The sequence below is a fragment of the Qipengyuania sp. JC766 genome, assembly GCF_040717445.1.
In the GTDB taxonomy this organism is placed as follows: domain Bacteria; phylum Pseudomonadota; class Alphaproteobacteria; order Sphingomonadales; family Sphingomonadaceae; genus JC766.
In genome coordinates this window covers 308,315-331,199 of sequence record NZ_JBFEFL010000001.1, presented here as the reverse complement: position 1 = coordinate 331,199, position 22,885 = coordinate 308,315, and the positions used below count along the sequence as shown (strand labels likewise).

General features: G+C 62.4%; 33 protein-coding genes. All 33 read right to left on the bottom strand.

The window, feature by feature from the left end:
- Positions 1–64 precede the first annotated feature (64 nt).
- Positions 65–625 carry a fasciclin domain-containing protein gene (locus tag AB1K63_RS01690; RefSeq protein ID WP_366958174.1) on the bottom strand — a complete coding sequence of 187 codons (561 nt, stop codon included), beginning with the start codon at positions 623–625 and terminating at the stop codon, positions 65–67.
- Between the two features lie 11 nt (positions 626–636).
- Positions 637–1,623 carry a hypothetical protein gene (locus tag AB1K63_RS01685; RefSeq protein ID WP_366958173.1) on the bottom strand — a complete coding sequence of 329 codons (987 nt, stop codon included), beginning with the start codon at positions 1,621–1,623 and terminating at the stop codon, positions 637–639.
- Positions 1,624–1,742: 119 nt separating this feature from the next.
- A complete protein-coding gene (rplQ, locus tag AB1K63_RS01680; protein WP_366958172.1) occupies positions 1,743–2,165 on the bottom strand; it encodes a 50S ribosomal protein L17 in 423 nt (140 codons plus the stop codon).
- 81 nt (positions 2,166–2,246) lie between these two features.
- Positions 2,247–3,302 (bottom strand): DNA-directed RNA polymerase subunit alpha, encoded by a 1,056-nt coding sequence (locus AB1K63_RS01675; protein ID WP_366958171.1) that lies wholly within the window; start codon positions 3,300–3,302, stop codon positions 2,247–2,249.
- A gap of 100 nt (positions 3,303–3,402) precedes the next feature.
- Positions 3,403–3,792, bottom strand: a complete 390-nt coding sequence (rpsK, locus tag AB1K63_RS01670) for a 30S ribosomal protein S11 (protein ID WP_366958170.1) — start codon at positions 3,790–3,792, stop codon at positions 3,403–3,405.
- Between the two features lie 63 nt (positions 3,793–3,855).
- A complete protein-coding gene (gene rpsM / locus AB1K63_RS01665; protein WP_366958169.1) occupies positions 3,856–4,224 on the bottom strand; it encodes a 30S ribosomal protein S13 in 369 nt (122 codons plus the stop codon).
- Between the two features lie 324 nt (positions 4,225–4,548).
- Entirely contained in the window at positions 4,549–5,904 is a 1,356-nt protein-coding gene (gene gdhA, locus AB1K63_RS01660) for an NADP-specific glutamate dehydrogenase (RefSeq protein ID WP_366958168.1), read from the bottom strand.
- Positions 5,905–5,974: 70 nt separating this feature from the next.
- Positions 5,975–6,664: an SRPBCC family protein gene (locus AB1K63_RS01655; protein ID WP_366958167.1), complete on the bottom strand. Its 690-nt coding sequence runs from the start codon at positions 6,662–6,664 to the stop codon at positions 5,975–5,977.
- Positions 6,665–6,726: 62 nt separating this feature from the next.
- A complete protein-coding gene (locus AB1K63_RS01650; protein WP_366958165.1) occupies positions 6,727–7,374 on the bottom strand; it encodes an adenylate kinase in 648 nt (215 codons plus the stop codon).
- Positions 7,375–7,434: 60 nt separating this feature from the next.
- The gene (gene secY / locus AB1K63_RS01645; protein ID WP_366958164.1) at positions 7,435–8,796 is read right to left on the bottom strand and encodes a preprotein translocase subunit SecY; all 1,362 of its coding nucleotides are present in this window, start codon (positions 8,794–8,796) and stop codon (positions 7,435–7,437) included.
- Positions 8,797–8,897: 101 nt separating this feature from the next.
- The gene (gene rplO / locus AB1K63_RS01640; RefSeq protein ID WP_366958163.1) at positions 8,898–9,407 is read right to left on the bottom strand and encodes a 50S ribosomal protein L15; all 510 of its coding nucleotides are present in this window, start codon (positions 9,405–9,407) and stop codon (positions 8,898–8,900) included.
- A 76-nt stretch (positions 9,408–9,483) separates the two neighbouring features.
- A complete protein-coding gene (gene rpmD, locus AB1K63_RS01635) occupies positions 9,484–9,663 on the bottom strand; it encodes a 50S ribosomal protein L30 (RefSeq protein WP_366958161.1) in 180 nt (59 codons plus the stop codon).
- A gap of 5 nt (positions 9,664–9,668) precedes the next feature.
- Positions 9,669–10,550, bottom strand: coding sequence for a 30S ribosomal protein S5 (gene rpsE, locus AB1K63_RS01630; protein ID WP_366958160.1), 882 nt, complete (start codon positions 10,548–10,550; stop codon positions 9,669–9,671).
- Between the two features lie 2 nt (positions 10,551–10,552).
- Positions 10,553–10,897, bottom strand: coding sequence for a 50S ribosomal protein L18 (rplR, locus tag AB1K63_RS01625; protein ID WP_366958159.1), 345 nt, complete (start codon positions 10,895–10,897; stop codon positions 10,553–10,555).
- Between the two features lies 1 nt (position 10,898).
- A complete protein-coding gene (rplF, locus tag AB1K63_RS01620) occupies positions 10,899–11,432 on the bottom strand; it encodes a 50S ribosomal protein L6 (protein WP_366958158.1) in 534 nt (177 codons plus the stop codon).
- Positions 11,432–11,827: a 30S ribosomal protein S8 gene (gene rpsH, locus AB1K63_RS01615; RefSeq protein WP_366958157.1), complete on the bottom strand. Its 396-nt coding sequence runs from the start codon at positions 11,825–11,827 to the stop codon at positions 11,432–11,434. Before rpsH ends, rplF begins: the two co-directional genes overlap by 1 nt.
- A gap of 11 nt (positions 11,828–11,838) precedes the next feature.
- Complete coding sequence (gene rpsN / locus AB1K63_RS01610) at positions 11,839–12,144, bottom strand: 30S ribosomal protein S14 (RefSeq protein WP_366958156.1); 306 nt, start codon at positions 12,142–12,144, stop codon at positions 11,839–11,841.
- A 36-nt stretch (positions 12,145–12,180) separates the two neighbouring features.
- Positions 12,181–12,765 (bottom strand): 50S ribosomal protein L5, encoded by a 585-nt coding sequence (gene rplE, locus AB1K63_RS01605; RefSeq protein ID WP_366958155.1) that lies wholly within the window; start codon positions 12,763–12,765, stop codon positions 12,181–12,183.
- On the bottom strand, positions 12,758–13,078 hold the full coding sequence (rplX, locus tag AB1K63_RS01600; protein WP_366958153.1) for a 50S ribosomal protein L24: 321 nt from the start codon (positions 13,076–13,078) through the stop codon (positions 12,758–12,760). Before rplX ends, rplE begins: the two co-directional genes overlap by 8 nt.
- Positions 13,078–13,446, bottom strand: coding sequence for a 50S ribosomal protein L14 (rplN, locus tag AB1K63_RS01595; protein ID WP_366958152.1), 369 nt, complete (start codon positions 13,444–13,446; stop codon positions 13,078–13,080). Before rplN ends, rplX begins: the two co-directional genes overlap by 1 nt.
- A gap of 67 nt (positions 13,447–13,513) precedes the next feature.
- Positions 13,514–13,813 (bottom strand): 30S ribosomal protein S17, encoded by a 300-nt coding sequence (rpsQ, locus tag AB1K63_RS01590; protein ID WP_366958151.1) that lies wholly within the window; start codon positions 13,811–13,813, stop codon positions 13,514–13,516.
- Between the two features lie 4 nt (positions 13,814–13,817).
- The gene (gene rpmC, locus AB1K63_RS01585; protein ID WP_366958150.1) at positions 13,818–14,030 is read right to left on the bottom strand and encodes a 50S ribosomal protein L29; all 213 of its coding nucleotides are present in this window, start codon (positions 14,028–14,030) and stop codon (positions 13,818–13,820) included.
- Positions 14,030–14,464 (bottom strand): 50S ribosomal protein L16, encoded by a 435-nt coding sequence (gene rplP, locus AB1K63_RS01580; protein ID WP_366958149.1) that lies wholly within the window; start codon positions 14,462–14,464, stop codon positions 14,030–14,032. The genes rpmC and rplP overlap by 1 nt, the downstream gene beginning before the upstream one ends.
- Before the next feature lie 11 nt (positions 14,465–14,475).
- Entirely contained in the window at positions 14,476–15,171 is a 696-nt protein-coding gene (gene rpsC, locus AB1K63_RS01575; RefSeq protein ID WP_366958147.1) for a 30S ribosomal protein S3, read from the bottom strand.
- Between the two features lies 1 nt (position 15,172).
- A complete protein-coding gene (gene rplV, locus AB1K63_RS01570; RefSeq protein WP_366958146.1) occupies positions 15,173–15,550 on the bottom strand; it encodes a 50S ribosomal protein L22 in 378 nt (125 codons plus the stop codon).
- On the bottom strand, positions 15,550–15,825 hold the full coding sequence (gene rpsS / locus AB1K63_RS01565) for a 30S ribosomal protein S19 (RefSeq protein WP_366958145.1): 276 nt from the start codon (positions 15,823–15,825) through the stop codon (positions 15,550–15,552). Before rpsS ends, rplV begins: the two co-directional genes overlap by 1 nt.
- Positions 15,826–15,831: 6 nt before the next feature.
- Positions 15,832–16,668, bottom strand: a complete 837-nt coding sequence (gene rplB / locus AB1K63_RS01560) for a 50S ribosomal protein L2 (RefSeq protein ID WP_366958144.1) — start codon at positions 16,666–16,668, stop codon at positions 15,832–15,834.
- A gap of 14 nt (positions 16,669–16,682) precedes the next feature.
- Entirely contained in the window at positions 16,683–16,991 is a 309-nt protein-coding gene (locus AB1K63_RS01555; protein ID WP_366958143.1) for a 50S ribosomal protein L23, read from the bottom strand.
- Complete coding sequence (gene rplD, locus AB1K63_RS01550) at positions 16,984–17,607, bottom strand: 50S ribosomal protein L4 (protein WP_366958141.1); 624 nt, start codon at positions 17,605–17,607, stop codon at positions 16,984–16,986. The genes AB1K63_RS01555 and rplD overlap by 8 nt, the downstream gene beginning before the upstream one ends.
- Positions 17,608–17,610: 3 nt before the next feature.
- Positions 17,611–18,477, bottom strand: a complete 867-nt coding sequence (gene rplC, locus AB1K63_RS01545; RefSeq protein ID WP_366958140.1) for a 50S ribosomal protein L3 — start codon at positions 18,475–18,477, stop codon at positions 17,611–17,613.
- 304 nt (positions 18,478–18,781) lie between these two features.
- Positions 18,782–19,093, bottom strand: a complete 312-nt coding sequence (gene rpsJ, locus AB1K63_RS01540) for a 30S ribosomal protein S10 (RefSeq protein WP_061924928.1) — start codon at positions 19,091–19,093, stop codon at positions 18,782–18,784.
- 324 nt (positions 19,094–19,417) lie between these two features.
- Complete coding sequence (tuf, locus tag AB1K63_RS01535) at positions 19,418–20,593, bottom strand: elongation factor Tu (RefSeq protein ID WP_366958139.1); 1,176 nt, start codon at positions 20,591–20,593, stop codon at positions 19,418–19,420.
- A gap of 92 nt (positions 20,594–20,685) precedes the next feature.
- Positions 20,686–22,785, bottom strand: a complete 2,100-nt coding sequence (gene fusA / locus AB1K63_RS01530; protein WP_366958138.1) for an elongation factor G — start codon at positions 22,783–22,785, stop codon at positions 20,686–20,688.
- Positions 22,786–22,885 lie beyond the last annotated feature (100 nt).

Here is a 22,885-nt window from a genome sequence, read left to right as displayed (position 1 = left end):
TGACCGCGAAATGAAAGAGGCTGCGACGAACCGCAGCGCCGCCGATCCTGATTGTCCCGGCCAATCAGTCCTGTGGTGGTATCAACCCGTCGATCACATAAACGACGCCATCCGTCGCGGCCTCTGCATCCCCCGTCAGCCTCGGCGCATTTTCGCCCGAGCCGAGAACGACATCATCGCCATCGGTACGGATGGCGATCGGCGTATCGGCCACACTGGCAATTTCGATCGAGCCGTCACCGCGTTCGAGCGCGCTGTCGAGATCTTCCTTCCCGATAGCACCGACCGCAATATGCCGACGAAGGATGGCGATCAGTTCAGGTCGCCCCTCTTCCGTCTCGAGCCTGGCGAGATCCTCGGCCGGTAACTGCGCGAATGCTTCGTCGCTTGGCAGGAACAGCGTGTATCCGGCATCTTCGCCGAAAGTTTGGTCGAGACCGGCCTGCCGGAGGAGTTCGTGGGCCGTCGACAATTCGCCGATGTTCCCAACAGTCGCGAACAGCCCGCTATCGCCAGCCTGTTCAGTGTTCGCGACGGGTTCGCCGTAAGCGTCGCCATCTGCCGATCCGCAGGCGGCGAGCGAAAGTGTCAACGCAGCGAGCGCGCTTCCAAGGTATGGCTTCATTCGTCGTCCCTTCAGGTCAGCAATTCGATGGCTGCCGCGACGAGGCGTGTCTCGGGATCGACCTCGTATACGTACCCGTCGCTGTATCGGTAATATGCGTCCGGCCCGTCGCGATACCGGTCGCGATAGCGATAGGGCACATTGTAAACGTCGTACCCCGCAGGCAACGGTTGGCCGACGTTGATGTCGTCTCCCGTTAGAAGGGCCGCGATACCGGTGATTGCGCGATCCTCCGGATCGACGGAGAACAGCGTCTGGTCCGCGTAATAATAATCGTAGTCCGAGCCGCGCCCATAATAAGCCCCATAGTAGGATGGGGCCCGGTAATCGTCATAGGCATCCGGCCACCTGTTGCCGGAGAACAGCACTCCACCGACCAGCGGAATGAGCGATTCGATCAGGCCACCGCCGGATGGGCGATACGCGTAACCATCGTAATAGCGCCAATCATCGCCGGACAGACGGGAATAGGCGGATCGATAATAGCCGTCGAAACGCTGGCTCGCGAGCTTGCGGGCCTGGCCAGGAGGCTGGCAACCGTTGCCCTTCTTCGCCAAGCCGGGAGGGCAGAAATTACGGACCGGCCGGTAATCGCGATCATAGCGCGTGAACGTCCGGCGGATGTCGCGATCATCAATGCGGTCGACGACTTGCCGGACGCGGCGCTCGATGCGCGGACGCTGACGGTCATCCACCTGCCGGACGACTTCGCGCTCCACCCGCTGGCGGACATTTGCCGGAGCGCGACCGTCATTGCCGCGCTGGATTGACCGGGATGCACCCCGTTCGTTGCCCTTCGGCCCACCCTTGCCATTGCCTCGATCTGCCGGCGGGCCCCGGCGTTCGTTCCGCTTGTTCTCCGCGCTGCGGCCCTTGCCGTTGCCGGGATCGCCTTGCGAAGCGGCGGCGTTCCCTTTACCGTTGCCATTACCTTGCGCGAGAAGTGGCGTCGTAAGCGCCAGGGCGAGCGCACTCGTGGCTGCTATTGCGATACGCATCGATTGTCTCCTTGGAGCGATGAACCGTTCGCCGTCTCACAGGTTCCGCGATGCTTTCCACAAACGAAAAGGGCCGCACGGCACTGCCGGCGGCCCTCATCTAAATCTTCCGGACGCTATCAGGCGTCTTCGTATTCGTCCTCTTCGGTCATGACCGGACCGCTGTCCTGGCCCTTCGCATCTTCGTCGCGGTCGACGAATTCGATCACGGCGATGGGCGCGCTGTCGCTGGCGCGGATGCCGGCCTTGATGACACGCGTGTATCCGCCATCACGATCGGAATACCGTTCGGCCAGAATATCGAACAGCTTCTTGAGCTGCGTTTCGTCGCCCAGACGGCTCATGGCGAGACGACGGTTCGAAAGACCGCCACGCTTCGCCAGCGTGATCAGCTTTTCGACGTAAGGCCGCAGTTCCTTGGCCTTCGGGGCCGTGGTGACGATCTGTTCGTGCTTGATCAGCGCGGCGGCCATGTTGCGGAACATGGCGGTGCGGTGACCCGACTTGCGACCGAGCTTACGCTGCCTGATACCGTGACGCATATTTCATTCCTTCGTTCGTAAGGGGGCCGTACGAGGTACCCCGGTACCGGCGGCGCTTGCGGGTGCGCCGCCATGACCCGTTCAGCCAAGCAGTTCCTGTTCGAGCTTCTTGGCCATTTCCTCGATGTTCTCCGGCGGCCATCCGGGGATGTCCATGCCAAGGCGAAGGCCCATGCTGGAGAGCACTTCCTTGATCTCGTTGAGCGACTTGCGGCCGAAATTCGGCGTACGCAGCATCTCGGCTTCGGTCTTCTGGACCAGGTCGCCGATGTAGATGATGTTGTCGTTCTTGAGGCAGTTCGCGCTGCGGACGGACAGTTCCAGTTCGTCCACCTTCTTGAGAAGGTAGCGGTTGAGCTGGTTGGTGTCGCTTTCCTGCGGCTCGGCGGCCTGACCGATCATCGCGCTGGGCGCCTGCGGCACGCCGTCCTCGAAGTGGACGAACAGCGTGAGCTGGTCCTGCAGGATGCGAGCGGCATAAGCAACGGAATCCTCGGGCGTTACGGTGCCGTCGGTCTCGATCGTGAGGCTGAGCTTGTCGTAATCGAGTTCCTGCCCGACGCGGGCGTTCTCGACCTTGTAGCTGACCTGACGGATCGGCGAATACAGGCTGTCGACCGGAATGAGGCCGATCGGGGCGTCGGCCGGACGGTTCTGCACCGCCGGGACGTAACCCTTGCCCACGTCCGCGGTGAGTTCCATGTTCAGGGTCGCGCCGTCGTCCAGATGACACAGGACGAGGTCCTTGTTCATCACCTCGATATCACCCGACACGGCGATGTCGCCGGCCTTGACTTCGCCCGGACCCGTTGCCGAAAGCTGCAGCCGCTTGGGGCCTTCGCCCTCCATCTTGAGAGCGATCTGCTTCACGTTGAGAACGATGTCCGTCACATCCTCGCGCACGCCGGCAAGGCTGGAGAATTCGTGAAGGACGTTCTCGATCTTGATCGAGGTGATTGCCGCACCTTGGAGCGAGCTGAGCAGGACACGACGCAGGGCGTTGCCCAGCGTAAGACCGAAACCACGCTCCAGCGGTTCGGCGACGAACGTCACCTTCCTGGTCTTGTCGGTGCCTTCCTTCAGATCGAGGTTGGTCGGTTTGATGAGTTCCTGCCAGTTCTTGGTATTGACGGCCATGGAGTTCCCCTGGGGTTTTGGGTGCGGGCGGGACCGGGAGCGCTGGATCCGATCCGGGAAAAAGGTCGGGCGACCCGAGGCGGGTCGCCAGAACCGGGTGTCAGACCCGGCGACGCTTCGACGGACGGACGCCGTTATGCGGGATGGGCGTCACGTCGCGGATGCTGGTGATGGTGAAACCCACCGCCTGCAGCGCACGAAGAGCGCTCTCACGACCCGAGCCCGGGCCCTTGATTTCGACTTCCAGCGTGCGGACGCCGTGTTCGGCGGCCTTCTTGCCCGCATCGTCAGCGGCCACCTGGGCGGCGTAGGGCGTCGACTTGCGGCTGCCCTTGAAGCCCATCATGCCGGCGCTGGACCAGCTGATCGCATTGCCCTGGGCATCGGTGATGGTGACCATCGTGTTGTTGAAGCTGGCATTGACGTGCGCAACACCGCTGGTGATGTTCTTCTTGTCGCGCCGCCTGATACGGCCTGGTTCGCGTGCCATTGTCTCTGGTTCCTCGTGTCTCGAAAGGAAGTCGCTGCCTGCCCGGCTGTGCCGGGCGGCCGCTTACTTCTTCTTGCCCGCGATGGGCTTCGCCTTGCCCTTACGGGTACGGGCATTGGTGTGCGTACGCTGACCACGCACCGGCAGACCGGCACGATGGCGCAGGCCGCGATAGGAACGCAGGTCCATCAGACGCTTGATGTTCATCGCGGTTTCGCGGCGGAGGTCACCTTCGACCTGGTGGCCGCTGTCGATCGCCTCGCGGATCTGGAGGATCTCGCCATCGGTCAGGTCCTGCACGCGGCGGGCATGATCGATGCCGAGCTTGTCGGCGATCTGGACGGCCGTCGTGCGGCCGATACCGTGAATGTAGGTCAGCGCGATGATCACGCGCTTGTTCGTGGGGAGGTTTACCCCGGCAATACGAGCCACTTACTTCTCCATGCTCCACAGGGGATTGGCGAACCCGGAAGCCGGGCTGCGTCCCCTATCTCAACGCTCAATCGTCCGGTGGCCGTGGCCAGAACGGCAAAAGCCCGGTCGGCGCACATCATATTGAGAGCACCTGCCGGACTGGACCACCGGTATCGAATGAACGGCGCGCTTACGGCGATTCGACCCGTGCGTCAACCACCTGCGCGCGCGAAACGGCGATGCCACCCATATGGGCGGCTCGCTGCGATACGCAAGGGATACACGGTTCATCCCGCGCTTGTCAAAACCGTGCTCGACGCGCGCCGTCGATCGGGCGCTTTCTCAGACGACACCGAATGCCAGCATGGCGTCCGCGACCTTCTTGAACCCGGCGATATTGGCGCCCTTCACGTAGTCGACATAGTCGCCGCCGTCGTCGCCGAACTCGACACACTTGGTGTGGATATCGGCCATCAGCTCGGTCAGCATGTCGTGCAGCTTCTCGTGGTTCCAGCTGACCCGCTCCGAGTTCTGGCTCATCTCGAGCCCCGATACGGCGACCCCGCCGGCATTCGCCGCTTTTCCGGGTGCGTACATCAGCCGTGCATCGCGGAAGACTTCGACCGCTTCCAGAGTGCTGGGCATGTTAGCCCCTTCGACAACCGCTTTCACGCCATTGTCGACCAGCTTCTTCGCTTCCTCCTTACCGATCTCGTTCTGCGTCGCGCACGGCAGGGCGCAGTCCGCCTCGATATCCCAGGGCTCGCCGCCGTCGCGATATTCCGTCCCGGAGAACTTCTCCGCATATTCGCTGATCCGGCCGCGCCTCTCGAACTTGAGCGCTTTGAGCCAGTTCAGCTTCTCCGCGTCGATGCCGTCCGGGTCATGGATCGCCCCGTCGGAGTCGGAGAGGCTCAGCACCTTGCCGCCAAGCTCGGTGAATTTCTCCGCCGCGTGCAGCGCCACGTTGCCGGAGCCAGAGATGATGGCGGTCTTGCCTTCGATGCTGTCATCGCGGTGCGCATACATGTTGCACAGGAAGTAAACCGCGCCGTAGCCGGTCGCTTCGGGACGCATCACGGAACCGCCGAACTCCTGGGCTTTGCCGGTTATGGCCCCTTCCCACCTGTTCACGATCCGCTTGTACTGACCGAACAGGAAGCCGATTTCCCGGTTCCCGACCCCGATATCGCCGGCGGGCACGTCCGTTTCCGGACCAATGTGCCGGTAGAGTTCCGTCATGAAGCTCTGGCAGAAGCGCATGACTTCAGCATCGCTCTTTCCTTTCGGATTGAAGTTCGCCCCGCCCTTGCCACCGCCCAGCGGCAGTCCGGTCAGCGAGTTCTTGAAGGTCTGCTCGAAGGCGAGGAACTTGAGTACGCTCTCGGTCACGCCGGGATCGAAGCGAAGCCCGCCCTTGTAAGGGCCTATCGCATTGTTGTTCTGGACCCGCCATCCGCGCTGGACCCGGATGTTGTGATCGTCGTCTTCCCAGCAAACACGGAAACTGATGACTCTGTCCGGTTCGGCCATGCGGCGCAGGATCTGCGCCTCGTGATATTCGCGCTTGTCCTCGATGAAGGCGAAGATGTCCTGCGATACCTCGCGGACTGCCTGAATGAACTCCTCCTGCCCGGGATTGCGCTTCTTCACACCTTCCATGAAGGTATGGAAGTTCACGTGGTCGGCTACGGCCATAGATGGCTCTCTTTCGCTGATCTGTCGGGAATGCGACAATCAACGGGAAGACAACGGCCCCGTTCCGTGTCTATTCCAGATCGCCGAAGGCGTCTTCCACGGACTCGCTGTCCGTTTCCGGTTCGTCGGCTTCATCCGCGGGTTCGGCTGTCTCGCTTTCGGCTGCGGGCCGCGTGCGCGTACTTGCCGCCGGTGGCTTCGCGCCGAGCGAAACGGCGAGACCCTGCAATTGCTGCGCCATCACGGCATCGACCGCCTTCGCGATTTCCTCCGTCTCGAAGCGCATGAAGCCGCCCACCACGTATTCGAACAGGACCTGCGTGCCCGTACGGTTCCGGTTCTCCAGTAGGGTGATCGTCAGAACGCCGTCGATCGGCTCGCTCTGCAACGGGCCGAGCCCGCCACGCATCCTGAGCGCCTTGTCCGGCTCCGCGTAGATGACGCGCATGTGCTGCACGCTTCCCGCCAGGCCGGGCCGTGCACGATCTTCCTCTTCCGGTTCAGGCAGCGTCTCGCAGAAACACCCCCCGCCCTGCGGCGTGAGCGTCAGGTTGGCGGAATCCCCGCTGAAGGTGTGCCCCTGGTTCCACCATTCGCCAGGAGCGATGAGCTTCAGCCAGACCTGGCGGGCGTCGGCAGGCACGGTGGCGACATTTCGGCTGACGAAACCCTCGCCCGACTGGGCCGTAACCTCGGCCTGGGCGGAGGTTGTAATCAGGACTGCGGCAAGGCTCGCCAAACCGGCAAAAGCGTATCTCATGGAATGGATCTCCTTTGCCGCCCCTTATTTCATGCAGGTACGCCAAAGGAAAGGTTCGGCGGTCAGGAGGCGATGACGCCTTCGATGGCCCGGCTCACTCCGTCCATCGTTCCCATTCCGTCGATCCGGGTCACGATGCCCTTGCGCTCGTAGTGGGGCAGGATCGGTGCGGTCTCGGCGCGATAGACCGCCATTCGTTTGCGCACGGTTTCCTCGGTGTCATCGGGACGCCGCTTGAATTCGGTCGATCCGCACTTGTCGCAAACGCCTTCGCGTTCCGGTTGCTTGTGCCGATCGTGGTAGCCCTCGCCGCACTCGGCGCATGTGAAGCGGCCGGTTATGCGGTCGACCAGCGCATCTTCGTCGACTTCGAGCTCGATCACATGGTCGAGCTTGCGGTCGTGCCGGGAAAGGATCTCGTCGAGGTCGCGCGCCTGAGCCTCGGTGCGGGGATATCCATCGAAGATGGCGCCCATATCGGCCGGCATCTCGGCCAGCTCGTTATCGATCAGGGCCGAGACGATTTCGTCCGAGACGAGATCGCCGCGGTCCATGATCGCCTTTGCCTGCAGGCCGACCTCGGTCCGGTTCTTCACTGCCTTGCGCAGCATGTCGCCGGTGGAAAGCTGGCGCATGCCGTGATGCTCCATCAGGAGATGCGCCTGCGTGCCTTTGCCTGCCCCTGGGGGTCCGAGAAGAATGACGTTCATCGCGCTAACCCTCTACAGCGCAGGGAGATCGGTTCAACCCGACCGTGACCGTCGGCTGCCCTAGCGCAGCCGACCCTTGAGCTTGGCCTTCTTGATCAGGTCGCCGTACTGGTGGGCCAGCAGGTGCGACTGGATCTGGCTGATAGTATCCACAGTCACGTTCACGACGATCAGCAGGCTGGTACCGCCGAGGAAGATCGGAATACCCATCTGGCCGATCATGTATTCCGGCACGACGCAGACCAGCGTCAGATAGATCGCGCCTACCACGGTGATGCGCGTGAGGACGTAGTCCAGATACTCCGCGGTCCGCTTGCCCGGACGGATGCCAGGAATGAAGCCGCCGTTCTTCTTCAGATTGTCCGCCGTCTCCTCGGGATTGAAGACGACCGCGGTGTAGAAGAACGTGAAGAAAATGATGCCCAGGGCATACAGCGCGAGATAGAGCGGCTGACCCTGGCCGAGATACTGGATCACGGTCTGGATCGTCTCCCCGAAGGTCGAGCCCTGGTCGATCGTGTTCCCCGCGAACTGCGTGATCGTCAGCGGCAGCAGGAGCAGCGAACTGGCGAAAATGGGCGGGATGACGCCGGCGGTGTTGAGCTTGAGCGGCAGGTGCGAACGGTCGGCCTGCATCATCCCGCGCTGGGTCGCCCGCTTCGGATACTGGATGAGCAGGCGACGCTGCGCCCGCTCCATGAAGCAGATGAACAGGATCAGGATGACGATCATGGCGAGGAAGGTCGCAATGGTCGCACCACCAATGTCGCCGGTCCGTCCACCTTCAAACAGGTTGGTCGCGAAGCTCGGGAACTGGGCCACGATACCCGCCATGATGATCAGCGAAATCCCGTTGCCGATGCCCCGGCTGGTGATCTGTTCGCCAAGCCAGAGGAGGAACATGGTTCCGCCGATCAGGCTGATGACCGCTCCAACCCGGAACATGTAACCGGGATTGACCACGGCCTGCAGTCCGTTCGACGCGGCAAAACTTTCCAGACCGGCAGCCAGGAACCAGCCCTGCAACGCGCACAGGAAGACCGTGCCGTAACGGGTGTACTGGTTCAGCTTCTGGCGCCCCGTCGCGCCTTCCTTCTTCAACGCCATCAGCGAAGGATGAAGTGCGGCTGCCATCTGAACCACGATGGACGCGGTAATGTACGGCATAAGGCCGAGCGCGATGATGCTCATGCGCTCCAGGCTGCCGCCGGTGAAGGTGTTGAACAGGTCCAGTACGCCCAGCGGCTGATCCGTGAGGCTCTGCAGCGCGCGCGGGTTGATACCCGGCAGCGGCACGAAGCTCAGGAACCGGAACACGATCAGGGCACCGACGGTAAACCAGATGCGCTGGCGGAGTTCGGTTGCCTTGGAGAAATTGGCGAAGCTGAGATTGCTTGCGAAATTGTCGGCGCGTGATGCCATTGCGAAAACTCGATCCCTAGTGGGCGCCGGCCCCTCCCGGCGTGTGGCGAGCTACATAGGAAGCGGGGGCAAGGATGTCGAACCCCTGCCCCCGCTTTTTCCTACCTGTCGGCCTTCTTGGCCATCTTCTCGCCCTTGGCGAGAGTCGGCTTCTTCGGCAGGACATCCACCGAACCGCCGGCCTTTTCGACCGCGTCGATCGCGCCCTTCGAGGCACCCGACACGATGAACTTGGCCTTGGCCTTCAGTTCGCCCTTGGCGAGCAGACGGACGCCGTCCTTGCCGCCACGGGCCAGGCCCGCAGCCTTGAGCGTGGCGTGGTCGATGTCCTTCTTGGCATCGAGCTTGCCCGCGTCGATGAACTTCTGGACCATGCCCACGTTCACCTCGGCATAGTCCTTGCCGAACGGATTGTTGAAGCCTCGCTTCGGAAGCCGCATGTGCAGCGGCATCTGGCCGCCTTCAAAGCCCTTGATGGACACACCTTCGCGGCTCTTCTGACCCTTCTGGCCACGACCGCCGGTAACGCCCTTGCCCGAACCGATGCCACGGCCGACGCGCATGCGTCCCTTGCGGGCGCCTTCATTGTCCTTGATGTCGTTGAGTTTCATAGTCTGCACTCGCTTTCGCTTTGTTCGCGCTGGAAGAAAAACCTCCCCGGTGAAGGGGAGGTCCTGATTGTGTGTTCTAGTCTTCGACCACTTCCACCATGTGTGGGAGCTTCTTGATCGCTCCGCGCACTTCGGGAGTGTCCTCGAGTTCCACGACCCGGTGCATCTTGTTGAGGCCCAGGCCGATGAGGATCTTGCGCTGGCTTTCCGGCCGGCGGATCGGGCTTCCGATCTGCTTGATCTTGATCTTCGCCATCAGTCTTACTCCACGACAGCTGCAGCGTCGGCTTCCGCCTCGGCCTCGCTGACCTTGCCACTGCGACCGAGAAGGTCGGCGACCTTCTTGCCGCGACGCTGTGCAACCGACTTCGGCGAAGTCTGGTCCTGCAGTGCCTCGAACGTGGCGCGGATCATGTTGTACGGGTTGGACGTACCGACCGACTTCGTCACGACGTCGGCGACGCCCAGGCTCTCGAACACGGCGCGCATCGGACCACCGGCGATGATACCGGTTCCCGGGGGAGCCGTGCGGATGGTCACCTTGCCGGCACCGAAACGGCCACGGCCGTCATGGTGAAGCGTGCGGCCTTCCTTGAGCGCCACGCGGATCATCTTCTTGCGGGCGGCAGCAGTTGCCTTATTGATCGCTTCCGGCACTTCGCGGGCCTTGCCCTTGCCGAAACCGACCCGGCCCGATCCGTCGCCGACCACGACCAGCGCGGCGAAACCGAAGCGCTTACCGCCCTTCACCGTCTTGGAAACGCGGTTGATGTGGACCAGCTTCTCGATGATGCCGTCGTCTTCTTCCTCGCGGCGTCCGCCACGACGATTGTCACGACCACCGCCACGGCCTCGGCCACCACGATCATTGCCGCCACGGCCACGACCACCGCGGGCGTCCTGCCGGTCGCGCGGATTACCGTCGTCGCCCTGGGCAGGCGACTGGTTGTCGGCAGCTTCGGAAGGCGTGTCGGCAATCGCCGGCTCTTCCTTCTGCGTTGTCGGACCGCTTTCGGCCTCGGCCACGCCGGAATCAGCCTTGGCCTTCGCGACTTCAGGCGTCTCGGGAACGCCCGGAGCCTGCTCGGGCGCAGCCTGAGTTTCCGGCGCCTGGTTTTCTTCTGTCTTGTTCTCGTCGGCCATAATCAGAACTCCAGCCCGCCTTCGCGGGCGGCCTCGGCCAGCGCCTTGACGCGGCCATGGAAAAGGAACCCGCCGCGATCGAACACGACAGTGGTGACGCCGGCCTTCTTGGCAGCGGCTGCGATATCCTTGCCGACCTTCTGGGCAGCGTCGACATTCGCACCGCTGCCCTTTTCGCCGAGCGTGCTGGCGGCGGCCACGGTCTTGCCTGCAGCATCATCGATGATCTGCGCATAGATATGCTTGCCGGTGCGATGCACCGAAAGACGCGGCTTGCCACCTGCACGATTGCGGAGCGCGGTGCGCACCCGACGGCGGCGGCGTTCGAAGAGGGAAAGCTTTGCCATCTTACTTCTTCTTCCCTTCCTTGCGGAAGATATATTCGCCCTGGTACTTGATACCCTTGCCCTTGTAGGGTTCGGGCTTGCGCCAGCGGCGGATTTCTGCGGCGAACTGGCCGACCGACTGCTTGTCGATCCCGCTCACGATGATCGTCGTCTGGTCGGGCGTCTTGACGTCGAGCCCTTCCGGAACATCGAGGTCAACGTCATGGCTGTAGCCGAGCTGCAGCTTGAGCTTGCTGCCCTGCGCTTGAGCACGGTAGCCGACACCGGAAATCTCCAGCGTCCGCGTGAAGCCTTCCGTCACGCCTTCGACCAGGTTGGACACGAGCGTGCGCTGCATGCCCCAGAAATCGCGAGCCTTCCTGGTGTCGTTCGCAGGATTGACCGATATGCCTTCGTCCTCGACCTTGTAGTCGATCTGGTCGCTCAGCCCCATGGTCAAGGTGCCCTTGGGCCCCTTCACCGTCAGGGTGTCGCCTTCGATCTTGGCCTCGACCCCCTGCGGGACCGGGACCGGCCTTTTGCCGATGCGGCTCATCAGAACACCTCCGCCAGCACTTCGCCGCCGACGTTTTCGTTGCGCGCTTCGATATCCGAAAGCACGCCCTTGGGCGTCGAGACGATGGTGATGCCAAGGCCGTTGCGCACCGTCGGGAGTTCCTTGGAACCCGAATAGACGCGACGTCCAGGCTTGGAGACACGGGCGACGTGCTTGATCGCAGGTTCGCCTTCGAAATACTTCAGTTCGATCCGCAGCTGCGGGTGCTTGCCGCTCTCGTCTTCGGAATAGCCACGGATGTAGCCTTCACGCTGGAGAACCTCGAGCACGTTCGCACGCAGCTTGGACGCGGGCGAAAGGACGGAATCCTTCTTCGCCTGCTGCCCGTTGCGGATGCGGGTGAGCATGTCACCCAGGGGATCGGTCATTGCCATCTATCGAATCCTCACCAGCTCGACTTGGTCAGGCCCGGAATCAGGCCCTTGTTGCCGAGATTGCGCAGTTCGATGCGGTTGATGCCGAACTTGCGATAATAGCCGCGCGGGCGGCCGGTGGTGGAACAGCGGTTGCGCACGCGGGTCGGGTTCGCGTTGCGCGGGATTTCCGCCATCTTGAGACGGGCGATCAGCCGCTCGCTCTCGTCGAGCGATTCGTCGTCGGCAATCGCCTTCAACTTCTCGTACTTCGCCGCATACTTCTTCACGAGCTGCTTGCGTCGCTCGTTCTTGTTGATGGAACTCAGTTTCGCCATGGACTTAAGCTCTCTTCCTCAGGTCTCGGGGGCCGCTCACGCGGCCTCTTTCTCTTCGTCGGCCTTTGCTTCGGCCGGGAACGGGAAACCGAACAGACGAAGCAGTTCACGCGCTTCCTCGTCGGTCTTGGCGGTGGTGGTGACGATGATGTCCATCCCACGCACCTTCTCGATCTTGTCGTAGCTGATCTCGGGGAACACGATCTGTTCCTTGAGACCCATCGCGTAGTTGCCGCGCCCGTCGAAGCTCTTCGGGTTCAGGCCGCGGAAGTCGCGGATGCGCGGCATGGCGATCGTCACCAGACGGTCGACGAATTCGTACATGCGTTCGCGGCGCAAGGTCACCTTGCAACCGATCGGCATGCCTTCGCGGAGCTTGAACTGCGCGATCGACTTCTTCGCCTTGGTGATCACCGGCTTCTGGCCGGCGATACGCTCCATTTCCTCGGCTGCCGTCTGGACCTTCTTCTTGTCTTGGCTGGCTTCGCCAACGCCCATGTTGAGCGTGACTTTCTCGAGACGCGGAACTTCGAGCCGGTTCTTGTAACCGAACTTCTCGGTCATCGCCTTGACGATCTCGTCGTCGTAGCGCTGGCGCATGCGGGGCTTGTAATCAGCCATCGATGGTCTCCCCGGATTTCGCGGCGACACGCACCTTCTTCCCGTCGCGCTCCTCGAAGCGAACACGGGTGGGCTTGCCGTCCTTGGGATCGGCCACGGCAACCTTCGCAATGTGCATCGGCGCTTCGAAACGGTCGATGCCACCCTGCGGGTTGGCCTGGCTCGGCTTGCGGTGACGCGTCGCAACATTGATGCCCTCGACGAGCACCTTGCCATCCTTCGGCATCACCTTGGTGACGGTACCCGTCTTGCCCTTGTCCTTGCCGGACAGGACGACGACGCTGTCACCCTTCTTGATCTTTGCACCAGCCATTACAGCACCTCCGGCGCGAGCGAGATGATCTTCATGAAGCCCTTGCCGCGCAGTTCGCGGACGACCGGGCCGAAGATACGCGTGCCGATCGGCTCTTCGCTCTTGTTCACGAGAACGGCGGCATTGCTGTCGAAGCGAATGACGCTCCCGTCGGGACGGCGGACGTCCTTGCGGGTGCGCACGATCACCGCGCGGTGAACGTCGCCCTTCTTGACCTTGGCACGTGGCTGGGCTTCCTTCACGGAAACCACGATCACGTCCCCGACGCTTGCGAACCGGCGCTTGGAGCCGCCCAGTACCTTGATGCACTGGACGCGCTTGGCGCCGCTGTTGTCCGCGACGTCGAGATTGGATTGCATCTGGATCATCGATCCGGTTCCTTCTCACTGGCTTGCCGGAACACTCGCCCGGCAGTTCCTACGTCTGTCTACGGCCTCAGCCGATCTCGTTGTTCGCAGCCTCGACGTCGAGGTCCGCTTCGACCGCCTGTACGCCGCCGGCGATCACACGATCCTTCACCATCCAGGTCTTCGTCTTGGAGATCGGTTTGGTCTCCTCGATCCGGACGACGTCGCCGAGCGTGTACTCGTTGGCTTCGTCATGGGCGTGGTACTTCTTCGAGCGGCGGATGATTTTCCCGTAAAGCGGGTGCTTCACCTTGCGCTCCACGAGAACGGTCACGGTCTTGTCGGTCTTGTCCGACGTGACGGTCCCGGTCAGGATTCGCTTGGGCATAGTGTCAGGCCTTTTCCTTCGCCGCGGCAGCGGCGCGCTCGCTCTGGAGCGTCTTGATGCGGGCGATGGTGCGGCGCACCTCCTTGATCCGGCTCGGTGCTTCGAGCTGGTTCGTGGCCGACTGGAAGCGCAGGTTGAATGCTTCGCGCTTCAGTTCGGTCAGCTGTTCGCCGAGCTGGTCGTCGCTCTTCTGGCGAAGGTCTTCGATCTTGCTCATCAGTTACGCTCCAGGTGGCTCGTGTCGCCGAAGCGCGCCACGACCTTCGTCTTGACGGGCAGCTTCATAGCGGCGCGTTCGAATGCTTCGGCAGCCAGCGGGCCGGCAACGCCGTCCAGTTCGAACAGGATACGGCCCGGCTTCACGCGCGCGGCCCAGTACTCGACGGAACCCTTGCCCTTACCCTGACGGACTTCGGCAGGCTTCTGCGAAACCGGCACGTCCGGGAAGACGCGGATCCAGAGACGACCCTGGCGCTTGATGTGACGCGTGATCGCGCGGCGGGCCGCTTCGATCTGGCGGGCGGTGATCCGCTCCGGCTCGAGTGCCTTGAGGCCGTAGGAACCGAAGTTCAGCGTGGTGCCGCCCTTGGCATCACCCTTGATCCGGCCCTTGAATGCCTTGCGGTATTTTCTCTTCTTAGGTTGCAGCATGTCTAACTACCTCAGCGAGCCGGGCGAACGCCGGACGTCTGCGCTTCCATCATCAGGCGATCCTGTGCGGTCGGATCGTGACCGAGGATTTCGCCCTTGAAGACCCAGACCTTGATGCCGATGATCCCGTACGCGGTGAGCGCTTCGGCTTCGGCGTAATCCACGTTCGCACGCAGCGTGTGAAGCGGGACGCGGCCTTCGCGATACTGTTCGACACGCGCGATTTCCGCGCCGCCGAGACGACCGCCGCAGACGATCTTGATGCCTTCGGCACCCAGACGCATGGCGGACTGCATCGCGCGCTTCATCGCACGGCGGAACGCAACGCGGCGGATCAGCTGGTCGGCGATACCCTGCGCGACGAGCTTGGCATCGATTTCCGGCTTGCGGATCTCGACGATGTTCAGCTTCACTTCGCTGGCTGTCATACGCGACAGCTTCGAGCGAAGCTTCTCGATGTCCGCGCCCTTCTTGCCGATGATCACACCGGGGCGCGCAGCATAGATCGAAACGCGGCACAGCTTGGCCGGACGCTCGATCACCACCTTCGAGATCGCGGCCTGCGGCAGCGATTCGATGATGTGCTTGCGGATCTCGATGTCTTCCTTGAGGAGGTTCGCATAGTCGCGCCCTTCGGCGTACCAGCGACTGTCCCAGGTGCGGTTGATCTGCAGGCGCAGACCGATCGGATTGCTCTTCTGGCCCATCTTACGCCTCTTCCTGCTCGCGCACGACGATGCGCAGCTTGCTGAACGGCTTCAGGATGCGGGTCGACTTACCGCGACCGCGCGTATGGAACCGCTTCATGGTGATCGACTTGCCCACGCTGGCTTCGGCCACGACGAGCGCGTCCACATCCAGGTCGTGGTTGTTCTCCGCATTGGCGATCGCGGATGCGAGCACCTTCTGCGCGTCCTTCGCCATGGCCTTGCGCGAGAAGCTGAGGATGTTCAGCGCCTCTTCGGCCTTCTTGCCGCGGATCAGTTCGGCGACGAGGTTCAGCTTCTGGGCGGAGCCGCGAATCTGCGTGCCCACGGCCAGAGCCTCGTTCTCGCCAACGCGGCGGGGGTTCTTTGCCTTGCCCATCAGCGGCTACCCTTCTTGTCGGCAGCGTGACCCGGGAACGTGCGCGTGGGCGCGAATTCGCCGAGCTTGTGGCCGACCATTTCTTCCGAAACCGAAACGGGGATGAATTTGTGCCCGTTGTATACGTTGAACGTGAGCCCGACGAACTGCGGCAGGATCGTGCTGCGACGCGACCAGGTCTTGATCGGCTTGGTGCTGCTGGCTTCCTGCGCGGTTTCGGCCTTCTTAAGAAGGCTGAGCTCCACGAACGGGCCCTTCCAGACGGAACGTGCCATGTGCGCTTACCTCTTCTTCTTCGCGTGGCGCGAACGGATGATGAACTTGTCCGTCTGCTTGTTCTTGCGGGTACGGGCACCCTTCGTGGGCTTGCCCCACGGGGTAACCGGATGACGGCCACCGGAGGTCTTGCCCTCACCACCACCATGGGGGTGATCGACCGGGTTCTTCGCCACACCGCGGGTCAGCGGACGACGGCCCTTCCAGCGCGTGCGACCGGCCTTGCCGAAGTTCTGGTTCTGGTTGTCGGGGTTCGAAACCGCGCCAACCGTGCCCATGCAATCCGCACGCAGATAACGTTGTTCGCCGCTGTTGAGGCGCACGATGACCATCCCGCGGTCACGACCGACGAGCTGGACGTAGGCGCCGGCCGAACGGGCGATCTGTCCGCCCTTGCCTGGCTTCATCTCCACGTTGTGGATGATCGTGCCGACCGGCATCTGACCAAGAAGCATGGCATTGCCAGGCTTCGTGTCGACGCGTTCGCCAGCGATGACCTTGTCGCCGACAGCAACGCGCTGCGGGGCGATGATGTAGGCTAGTTCACCGTCGGCGTACTTGATGAGAGCGATGAAGGCCGTCCGGTTGGGATCGTATTCAATCCGCTCGACGGTGCCTTCCACGTCCCACTTGCGACGCTTGAAGTCGATGAAGCGGTACTTCTGCTTGTGACCGCCGGCGATCCCGCGCGACGTGACGTGGCCCTTGTTATTGCGGCCGCCCGTCTTGCGCTTGCCTTCGGTGAGCGACTTGATCGGGCCACCCTTGTGCAGGCCCGACTTGTCGACCAGCACCAGTCCGCGGCGTGCGGGGCTCGTCGGTTTGTAATTCTTGAGTGCCATGGTGTCCTAGCCCCTCACAGTCCGCTGGTGACGTCGATGGAGTCACCCTCGGCGAGCGTGACGATCGCCTTCTTCACATCGGTGCGCTTGTAGGGCTTGCCCCTCCAGCGCTTGGTCTTGCCCTTCATCACGAGCGTGTTCACGCCCGTGACCTTCACACCGAACAGAGCCTCGACCGCTTCCTTGATCGCGGGCTTGGTGGCATCGTTCGCCACCTTGAAGACGACCGCGTTCTTTTCGGACGCGAGCGTGCTCTTCTCGGTGATGTGCGGGGCGACGATCACATCGTAGTGACGCGCGTCGATTTCCTGCTTCTTAGCCATTGAAGCGCGCCTCCAGCTTTTCGACAGCGTCCTTGGTGAGGACCAGCGTGTCGTGGTTGAGGATGTCGTAGACATTGGCACCCATCGCCGGGAGCACGTTGACACCCTTGAGGTTGCCGGCTGCCTTCTTGAAGCCGTCATTCACGGTTTCGCCGTCGATCACGAGGACCTTGCCGCTCCAGCCGTTCTTGCCGAAAACGTCGGCGACGGCTTTGGTCTTGGCATCCTTCAGCTCGAGGCTGTCGACGATTACCAAACCGTCCTGGGCCTTGCTGGACAGCGCCATGCGCAGGCCGAGAGCCCGGATCTTCTTGTTGAGCGACATGTTGAAGTCGCGCTTGCGGGCACCGTGGGCCTTGCCGCCGCCGATGAAGATCGGAGCGCCGCGATCGCCATGGCGTGCGCCACCCGATCCCTTTTGACGACCGAACTTCTTGCCGGTGCGGGCCACGTCCGACCGCTCGCGCGTCGGGCGTGCCGTCTCGCGACGGTTCCACAGCTGCCATGTCACGACGCGATGCAGGATGTCGGCGCGGGGCTCGACACCGAAAACGGCATCGTTGAGCTCTACATCACCGGCAGCCTTGCCGTCGATCTTCTGGACCTTGACCTTCATCGATCAGGACTCCTTGTCCGCGCTGGGCGTGGTGTTGGTATCATCGGCGCCGCCGGTATCCGCATCCGCACCAGCGTCCTGCTGCTGCATCAGCTTTTCCTGCTGCTCGACCGAAACTTCCGGGTTCACCGCTTCTTCCGCAGCGCTTTCGACCAGACCGGCATCGGCCTCTTCGTGGTCGAACTCTTCACGGTTGCGATACATGACGCCGGGGAACGGAAGCTCTTCCGGCTGCCGCGCCTTGACCGCATCGCGCACGACAAGCCAGCTGTTCTTGTGACCCGGCACGGAGCCCTTCACGAAGAGCAGGCCGCGATCGGCGTCGGTGCGCACGATTTCGAGGTTCTGTTGCGTACGCTGGCGGTCACCCATGTGACCGGCCATCTTCTTGCCCTTGAAGACGCGACCGGGATCCTGGCGGTTACCGGTGGAACCGTGCGAACGGTGCGAGAGGGACACACCGTGCGTCGCGCGCAGACCACCGAAGCCCCAGCGCTTCATGGCGCCGGCAAAGCCTTTGCCCTGCGTGTGACCGGTGATGTCGACCTTCTGGCCAGCGATGAAATGCTCGGCCGAGATCCGCGCACCGACCGGGAGGAGACCATCCTCGCCATCGACACGGAATTCCGCCACTCGCATCTTCAGGGGCACTTCGGCCTTGGCGAAATGCTCGCGCTGCGGCTTGGCGACATTCTTCTGCTTCGCTTCACCCGCACCGAGCTGGACCGCGAAATAGCCGTCACGCTCTTCGGTACGGTGCGAAACAACCTGGCATTCTTCCAGGGCGAGAACGGTCACGGGCACGTGCCGTCCATCCTCCTGAAAGAGGCGGGTCATCCCGACTTTCTTTGCGATAACGCCTGTGCGCATCGTTACTACTCCTCAACAGAGGCACCCGGCCCATCCGGGTGCTTGCGAAGCCCTGCCGATACTCGACCGGGCTCCTGTTTTTCAATTTTTGCTGCATCGCCCCGTCCGGGCAGAGTGCGACCGAGCCGGAGCGGCATCGGAGGCGAGACGGGGGACGCAGACCCGCATGGATGCGGCGGTATCCCTATTTCGTCACCCGGCCTGGACCGGGTATCGGCACCAGTTGCCTGGCCCCTTGAAACCTGGCCGGTCATTTAGCGTCCAACCGGAAGGACGTTTTTCCGGGTTGCCCCGGAGTGGACAATCAAGCCAGCTTGATTTCCACGTTGACGCCGGCAGCAAGATCGAGCTTCATCAGTGCGTCGACCGTCTGGGCGTTAGGCTGCACGATATCGAGCAGCCGCTTGTAGGTGCGAACCTCGAATTGCTCACGCGACTTCTTGTCGATGTGCGGACCGCGGTTCACGGTGAACTTCTCGATTCTCGTCGGCATCGGAATGGGGCCACGAATGAGCGCGCCTGTACGACGGGCGGTCTCGGCGATTTCGCCGGTTGCCTGGTCGAGTACGCGATGATCGAACGCCTTGAGGCGAATGCGAATATTCTGGGCTTCCATGTCCAACTACCGATGAGAAAGAGCCAACAGGCCGTTGCCGGCCCACAAAAAATAAAGGCCCGCCCCGCTTGTTTCCGAAAAATCCGGAACGGGCGGCCTTCAATGAATTTCGTTGCGACGAAGACGAATCTCCGCCTTAGGCGGCGCGTATATGGGGAACGCCTCGTTGAAGCAACCCCCGAATTGCGCCAGCGGGGTCGATAATTTCAATTCCGCGACAACCCGGCCCGCAGCTTCGACCAAATCGCCGACCTGCATTGAAAAGGCCCGGCTCCCACAGGGAACCGGGCCGTTTCGTACCGCACGCCCCTGGGGCGTGACGGACTACTTGGTGATCTTCGAGACGACGCCCGAACCGACGGTGCGGCCACCTTCGCGAATTGCGAAGCGAAGACCTTCGTCCATGGCGATCGGAGCGATCAGCTTGACGTCGATCGTCACGTTGTCGCCCGGCATCACCATCTCGGTGCCTTCCGGCAGGATCACTTCGCCCGTCACGTCGGTCGTGCGGAAGTAGAACTGCGGACGGTAGTTGGCGAAGAACGGCGTGTGACGGCCACCTTCGTCCTTCGACAGGACGTAGACTTCGGCGCTGAATTCGGTGTGCGGCGTGACCGAACCCGGCTTGGCCAGAACCTGGCCACGCTCGACGTCTTCACGCGCGACACCGCGGATCAGGGCACCGATGTTGTCGCCGGCTTCACCGCGATCGAGCAGCTTGCGGAACATCTCGACGCCCGTGACGGTCGTCTTGGTGGTGTCCTTGATGCCGACGATTTCGACTTCGTCGCCCACGTTCACAACGCCGGTTTCGACACGGCCGGTCACAACCGTACCACGACCCGAGATCGAGAACACGTCTTCAATCGGCATGAGGAACGCCTGGTCGACCGGACGCTCCGGCTGCGGAATGTACTCGTCGACGGCGTCCATGAGAGCCTTGATCGAGTTCTCGCCGATTTCCGGATCGCGGTCTTCGAGCGCGGCGAGAGCCGAACCCTTGACGATCGGAATGTTGTCGCCGTCGAAGTCGTAGTCGCTCAGCAGTTCGCGAACTTCCAGTTCGACGAGTTCGAGCAGCTCTTCGTCGTCGACCTGGTCGACCTTGTTCAGGTACACGACCAGCTGCGGCACGCCGACCTGACGAGCGAGCAGGATGTGCTCACGGGTCTGCGGCATCGGACCGTCGGCGGCGTTCACGACCAGGATCGCGCCGTCCATCTGAGCAGCACCGGTGATCATGTTCTTCACGTAGTCGGCGTGACCCGGGCAATCGACGTGCGCATAGTGGCGCTTGTCGGTTTCGTACTCGACGTGCGCGGTCGAGATCGTGATGCCGCGCTCGCGCTCTTCCGGAGCCTTGTCGATGTTGGCGAAGTCCACGGCCGAACCCATCACCTTCGTGATGGCGGCGGTAAGAGTGGTCTTGCCGTGGTCGACGTGACCGATAGTGCCGACGTTGCAGTGCGGCTTGTTACGCTCGAATTTTTCCTTCGCCATTTCTCAATTTACCTCTGTCTGGATTTGATATTCTGCGGGAGAAAGGCGGGCGCCCGCTTATCAAGGCGCCGCCCCTAGACCTGTTGCCTGGCTTAGGCAAGCTTCTCCTTGACTTCCTGCGCGACGTTGGCCGGCACTTCCTCGTAGTGGCTGAACTGCATCGTGTACTGAGCCCGGCCCTGGGTGAAGGACCGCAGTTCGTTCACGTAGCCGAACATGTTCGCCAACGGCACGAATGCCTCGACCGCCTGCGCGTTGCCGCGCGTGTCGGTACCCTGGATCTGGCCACGACGGCTGTTGAGGTCGCCGATGACGTCACCGAGGTAATCCTCCGGAGTCACGACTTCCACCTTCATCACCGGTTCGAGCAGCTTGATGCCACCACGCTCCGCCGCTTCGCGCATCGCGCCGCGTCCGGTGATCTCGAACGCCACGGTGCTGGAGTCGACGTCGTGATAGGCGCCGTCCACGAGACGAACCGTGAAGTCGATGATCGGGAAGCCGACGAGATAGCCGCTTTCGGCCTGCTCGCGAATGCCCTTCTCGACCGAGGGAATGTACTCGCGCGGAATGTTGCCGCCCTTGACTTCGTCCTCGAAGATGAAGCCCTGCCCGCGCTCACCCGGAACGAAGACTGCCTTCGCACGGCCGAACTGGCCGGAACCGCCGGACTGCTTCTTGTGGGTGTAGTCGACTTCGACCTCGCGGCCGAGCGATTCGCGATAGGCCACCTGTGGCGCACCGACATTCGCTTCGACCTTGAACTCGCGCTTCATGCGATCAACGAGAATGTCGAGGTGAAGCTCGCCCATGCCCTTGATGATCGTCTGGCCGCTTTCGTGGTCGGTGGTGACACGGAACGAGGGATCCTCGGCGGCCAGGCGGTTGAGCGCGACGCCCATCTTTTCCTGGTCGGCCTTGGTCTTCGGTTCGACCGAAAGCTCGATCACCGGCTCGGGGAATTCCATCCGCTCGAGAATGATCGGCTTGGCCGGATCACACAGCGTATCGCCGGTGGTCGTTTCCTTGAGGCCCGCAATCGCGACGATGTCGCCAGCGAAGCCTTCCTCGATGTCTTCGCGGTTGTTGGAATGCATCAGCAGCATGCGACCGATCTTTTCCTTCTTCTCCTTCACGCTGTTCAGGACCGAGCCCTTGGACAGCTTGCCGGAGTAGATGCGCGTGAAGGTGAGCGAGCCCACGAAGGGATCGTTCATGATCTTGAACGCGAGCGCGGAGAACGGCGCGTCGTCGGAGGACGGGCGCGTGTCTTCCGTCTCTTCATCGCCGGGGATGACACCCTTGATCGCTGCGACGTCGGTCGGAGCAGGCATGTAGTCCACCACCGCGTCGAGCAGCGGTTGAACGCCCTTGTTCTTGAACGCGCTTCCGCACAGCACCGGCACGAAGCTCTGGTTGAGCGTACCCTTGCGGATAAGCTTCTTGAGCGTCGCGGCGTCAGGTGCCTCACCCGTTTCGAGATAGGCTTCCATCGCGTCGTCGTCCTGCTCGACCGCAGTCTCGATCAGCTTTTCGCGATATTCGGCAGCCTTGTCGGCGAGGTCGGCGGGCACGTCAGTATATTCGAACTCGGCGCCGAGGCTTTCGTCCTTCCAGACGATGCCGCGGTTGTTCACGAGATCGACGACGCCCTTGAGATCGCTTTCCGCCCCGATCGGGAGATAAAGCACCAGCGGGTTCGCGCCGAGACGCTCCACGATGCTGTCAACGCAATAGTAGAAGTCGGCACCGGTGCGGTCCAACTTATTAATGAAGCACATCCGAGGCACCCGGTACTTGTCCGCCTGGCGCCAGACGGTTTCGGACTGGGGTTCTACGCCGGCTACGCCGTCGAAGACGGCTACGGCGCCGTCGAGGACGCGCAGGGAGCGTTCGACTTCGATGGTGAAGTCGACGTGTCCGGGGGTGTCGATGATGTTGATGCGGTGCTTGGGACCCTGGCCGTCCTCGGCCGCCCAGAAGGTGGTCGTGGCAGCCGAGGTGATCGTGATCCCGCGCTCCTGCTCCTGCTCCATCCAGTCCATGGTCGCGGCGCCGTCATGCACTTCGCCGATCTTGTAGGACTTGCCGGTGTAGTAGAGAATACGCTCGGTCGTGGTGGTCTTGCCGGCATCGATGTGCGCCATGATGCCGATATTGCGATAGCGCTCCAGCGGATAGTCGCGGGCCATGTGGAATTCCTCGTGAGGTCGGATGGTCAGGTCTGGGGGCGAACGAAAGTCCACACCCATGTAGGGATTAGTGTGACCGGTTGAAGACGCGGCCGCCACA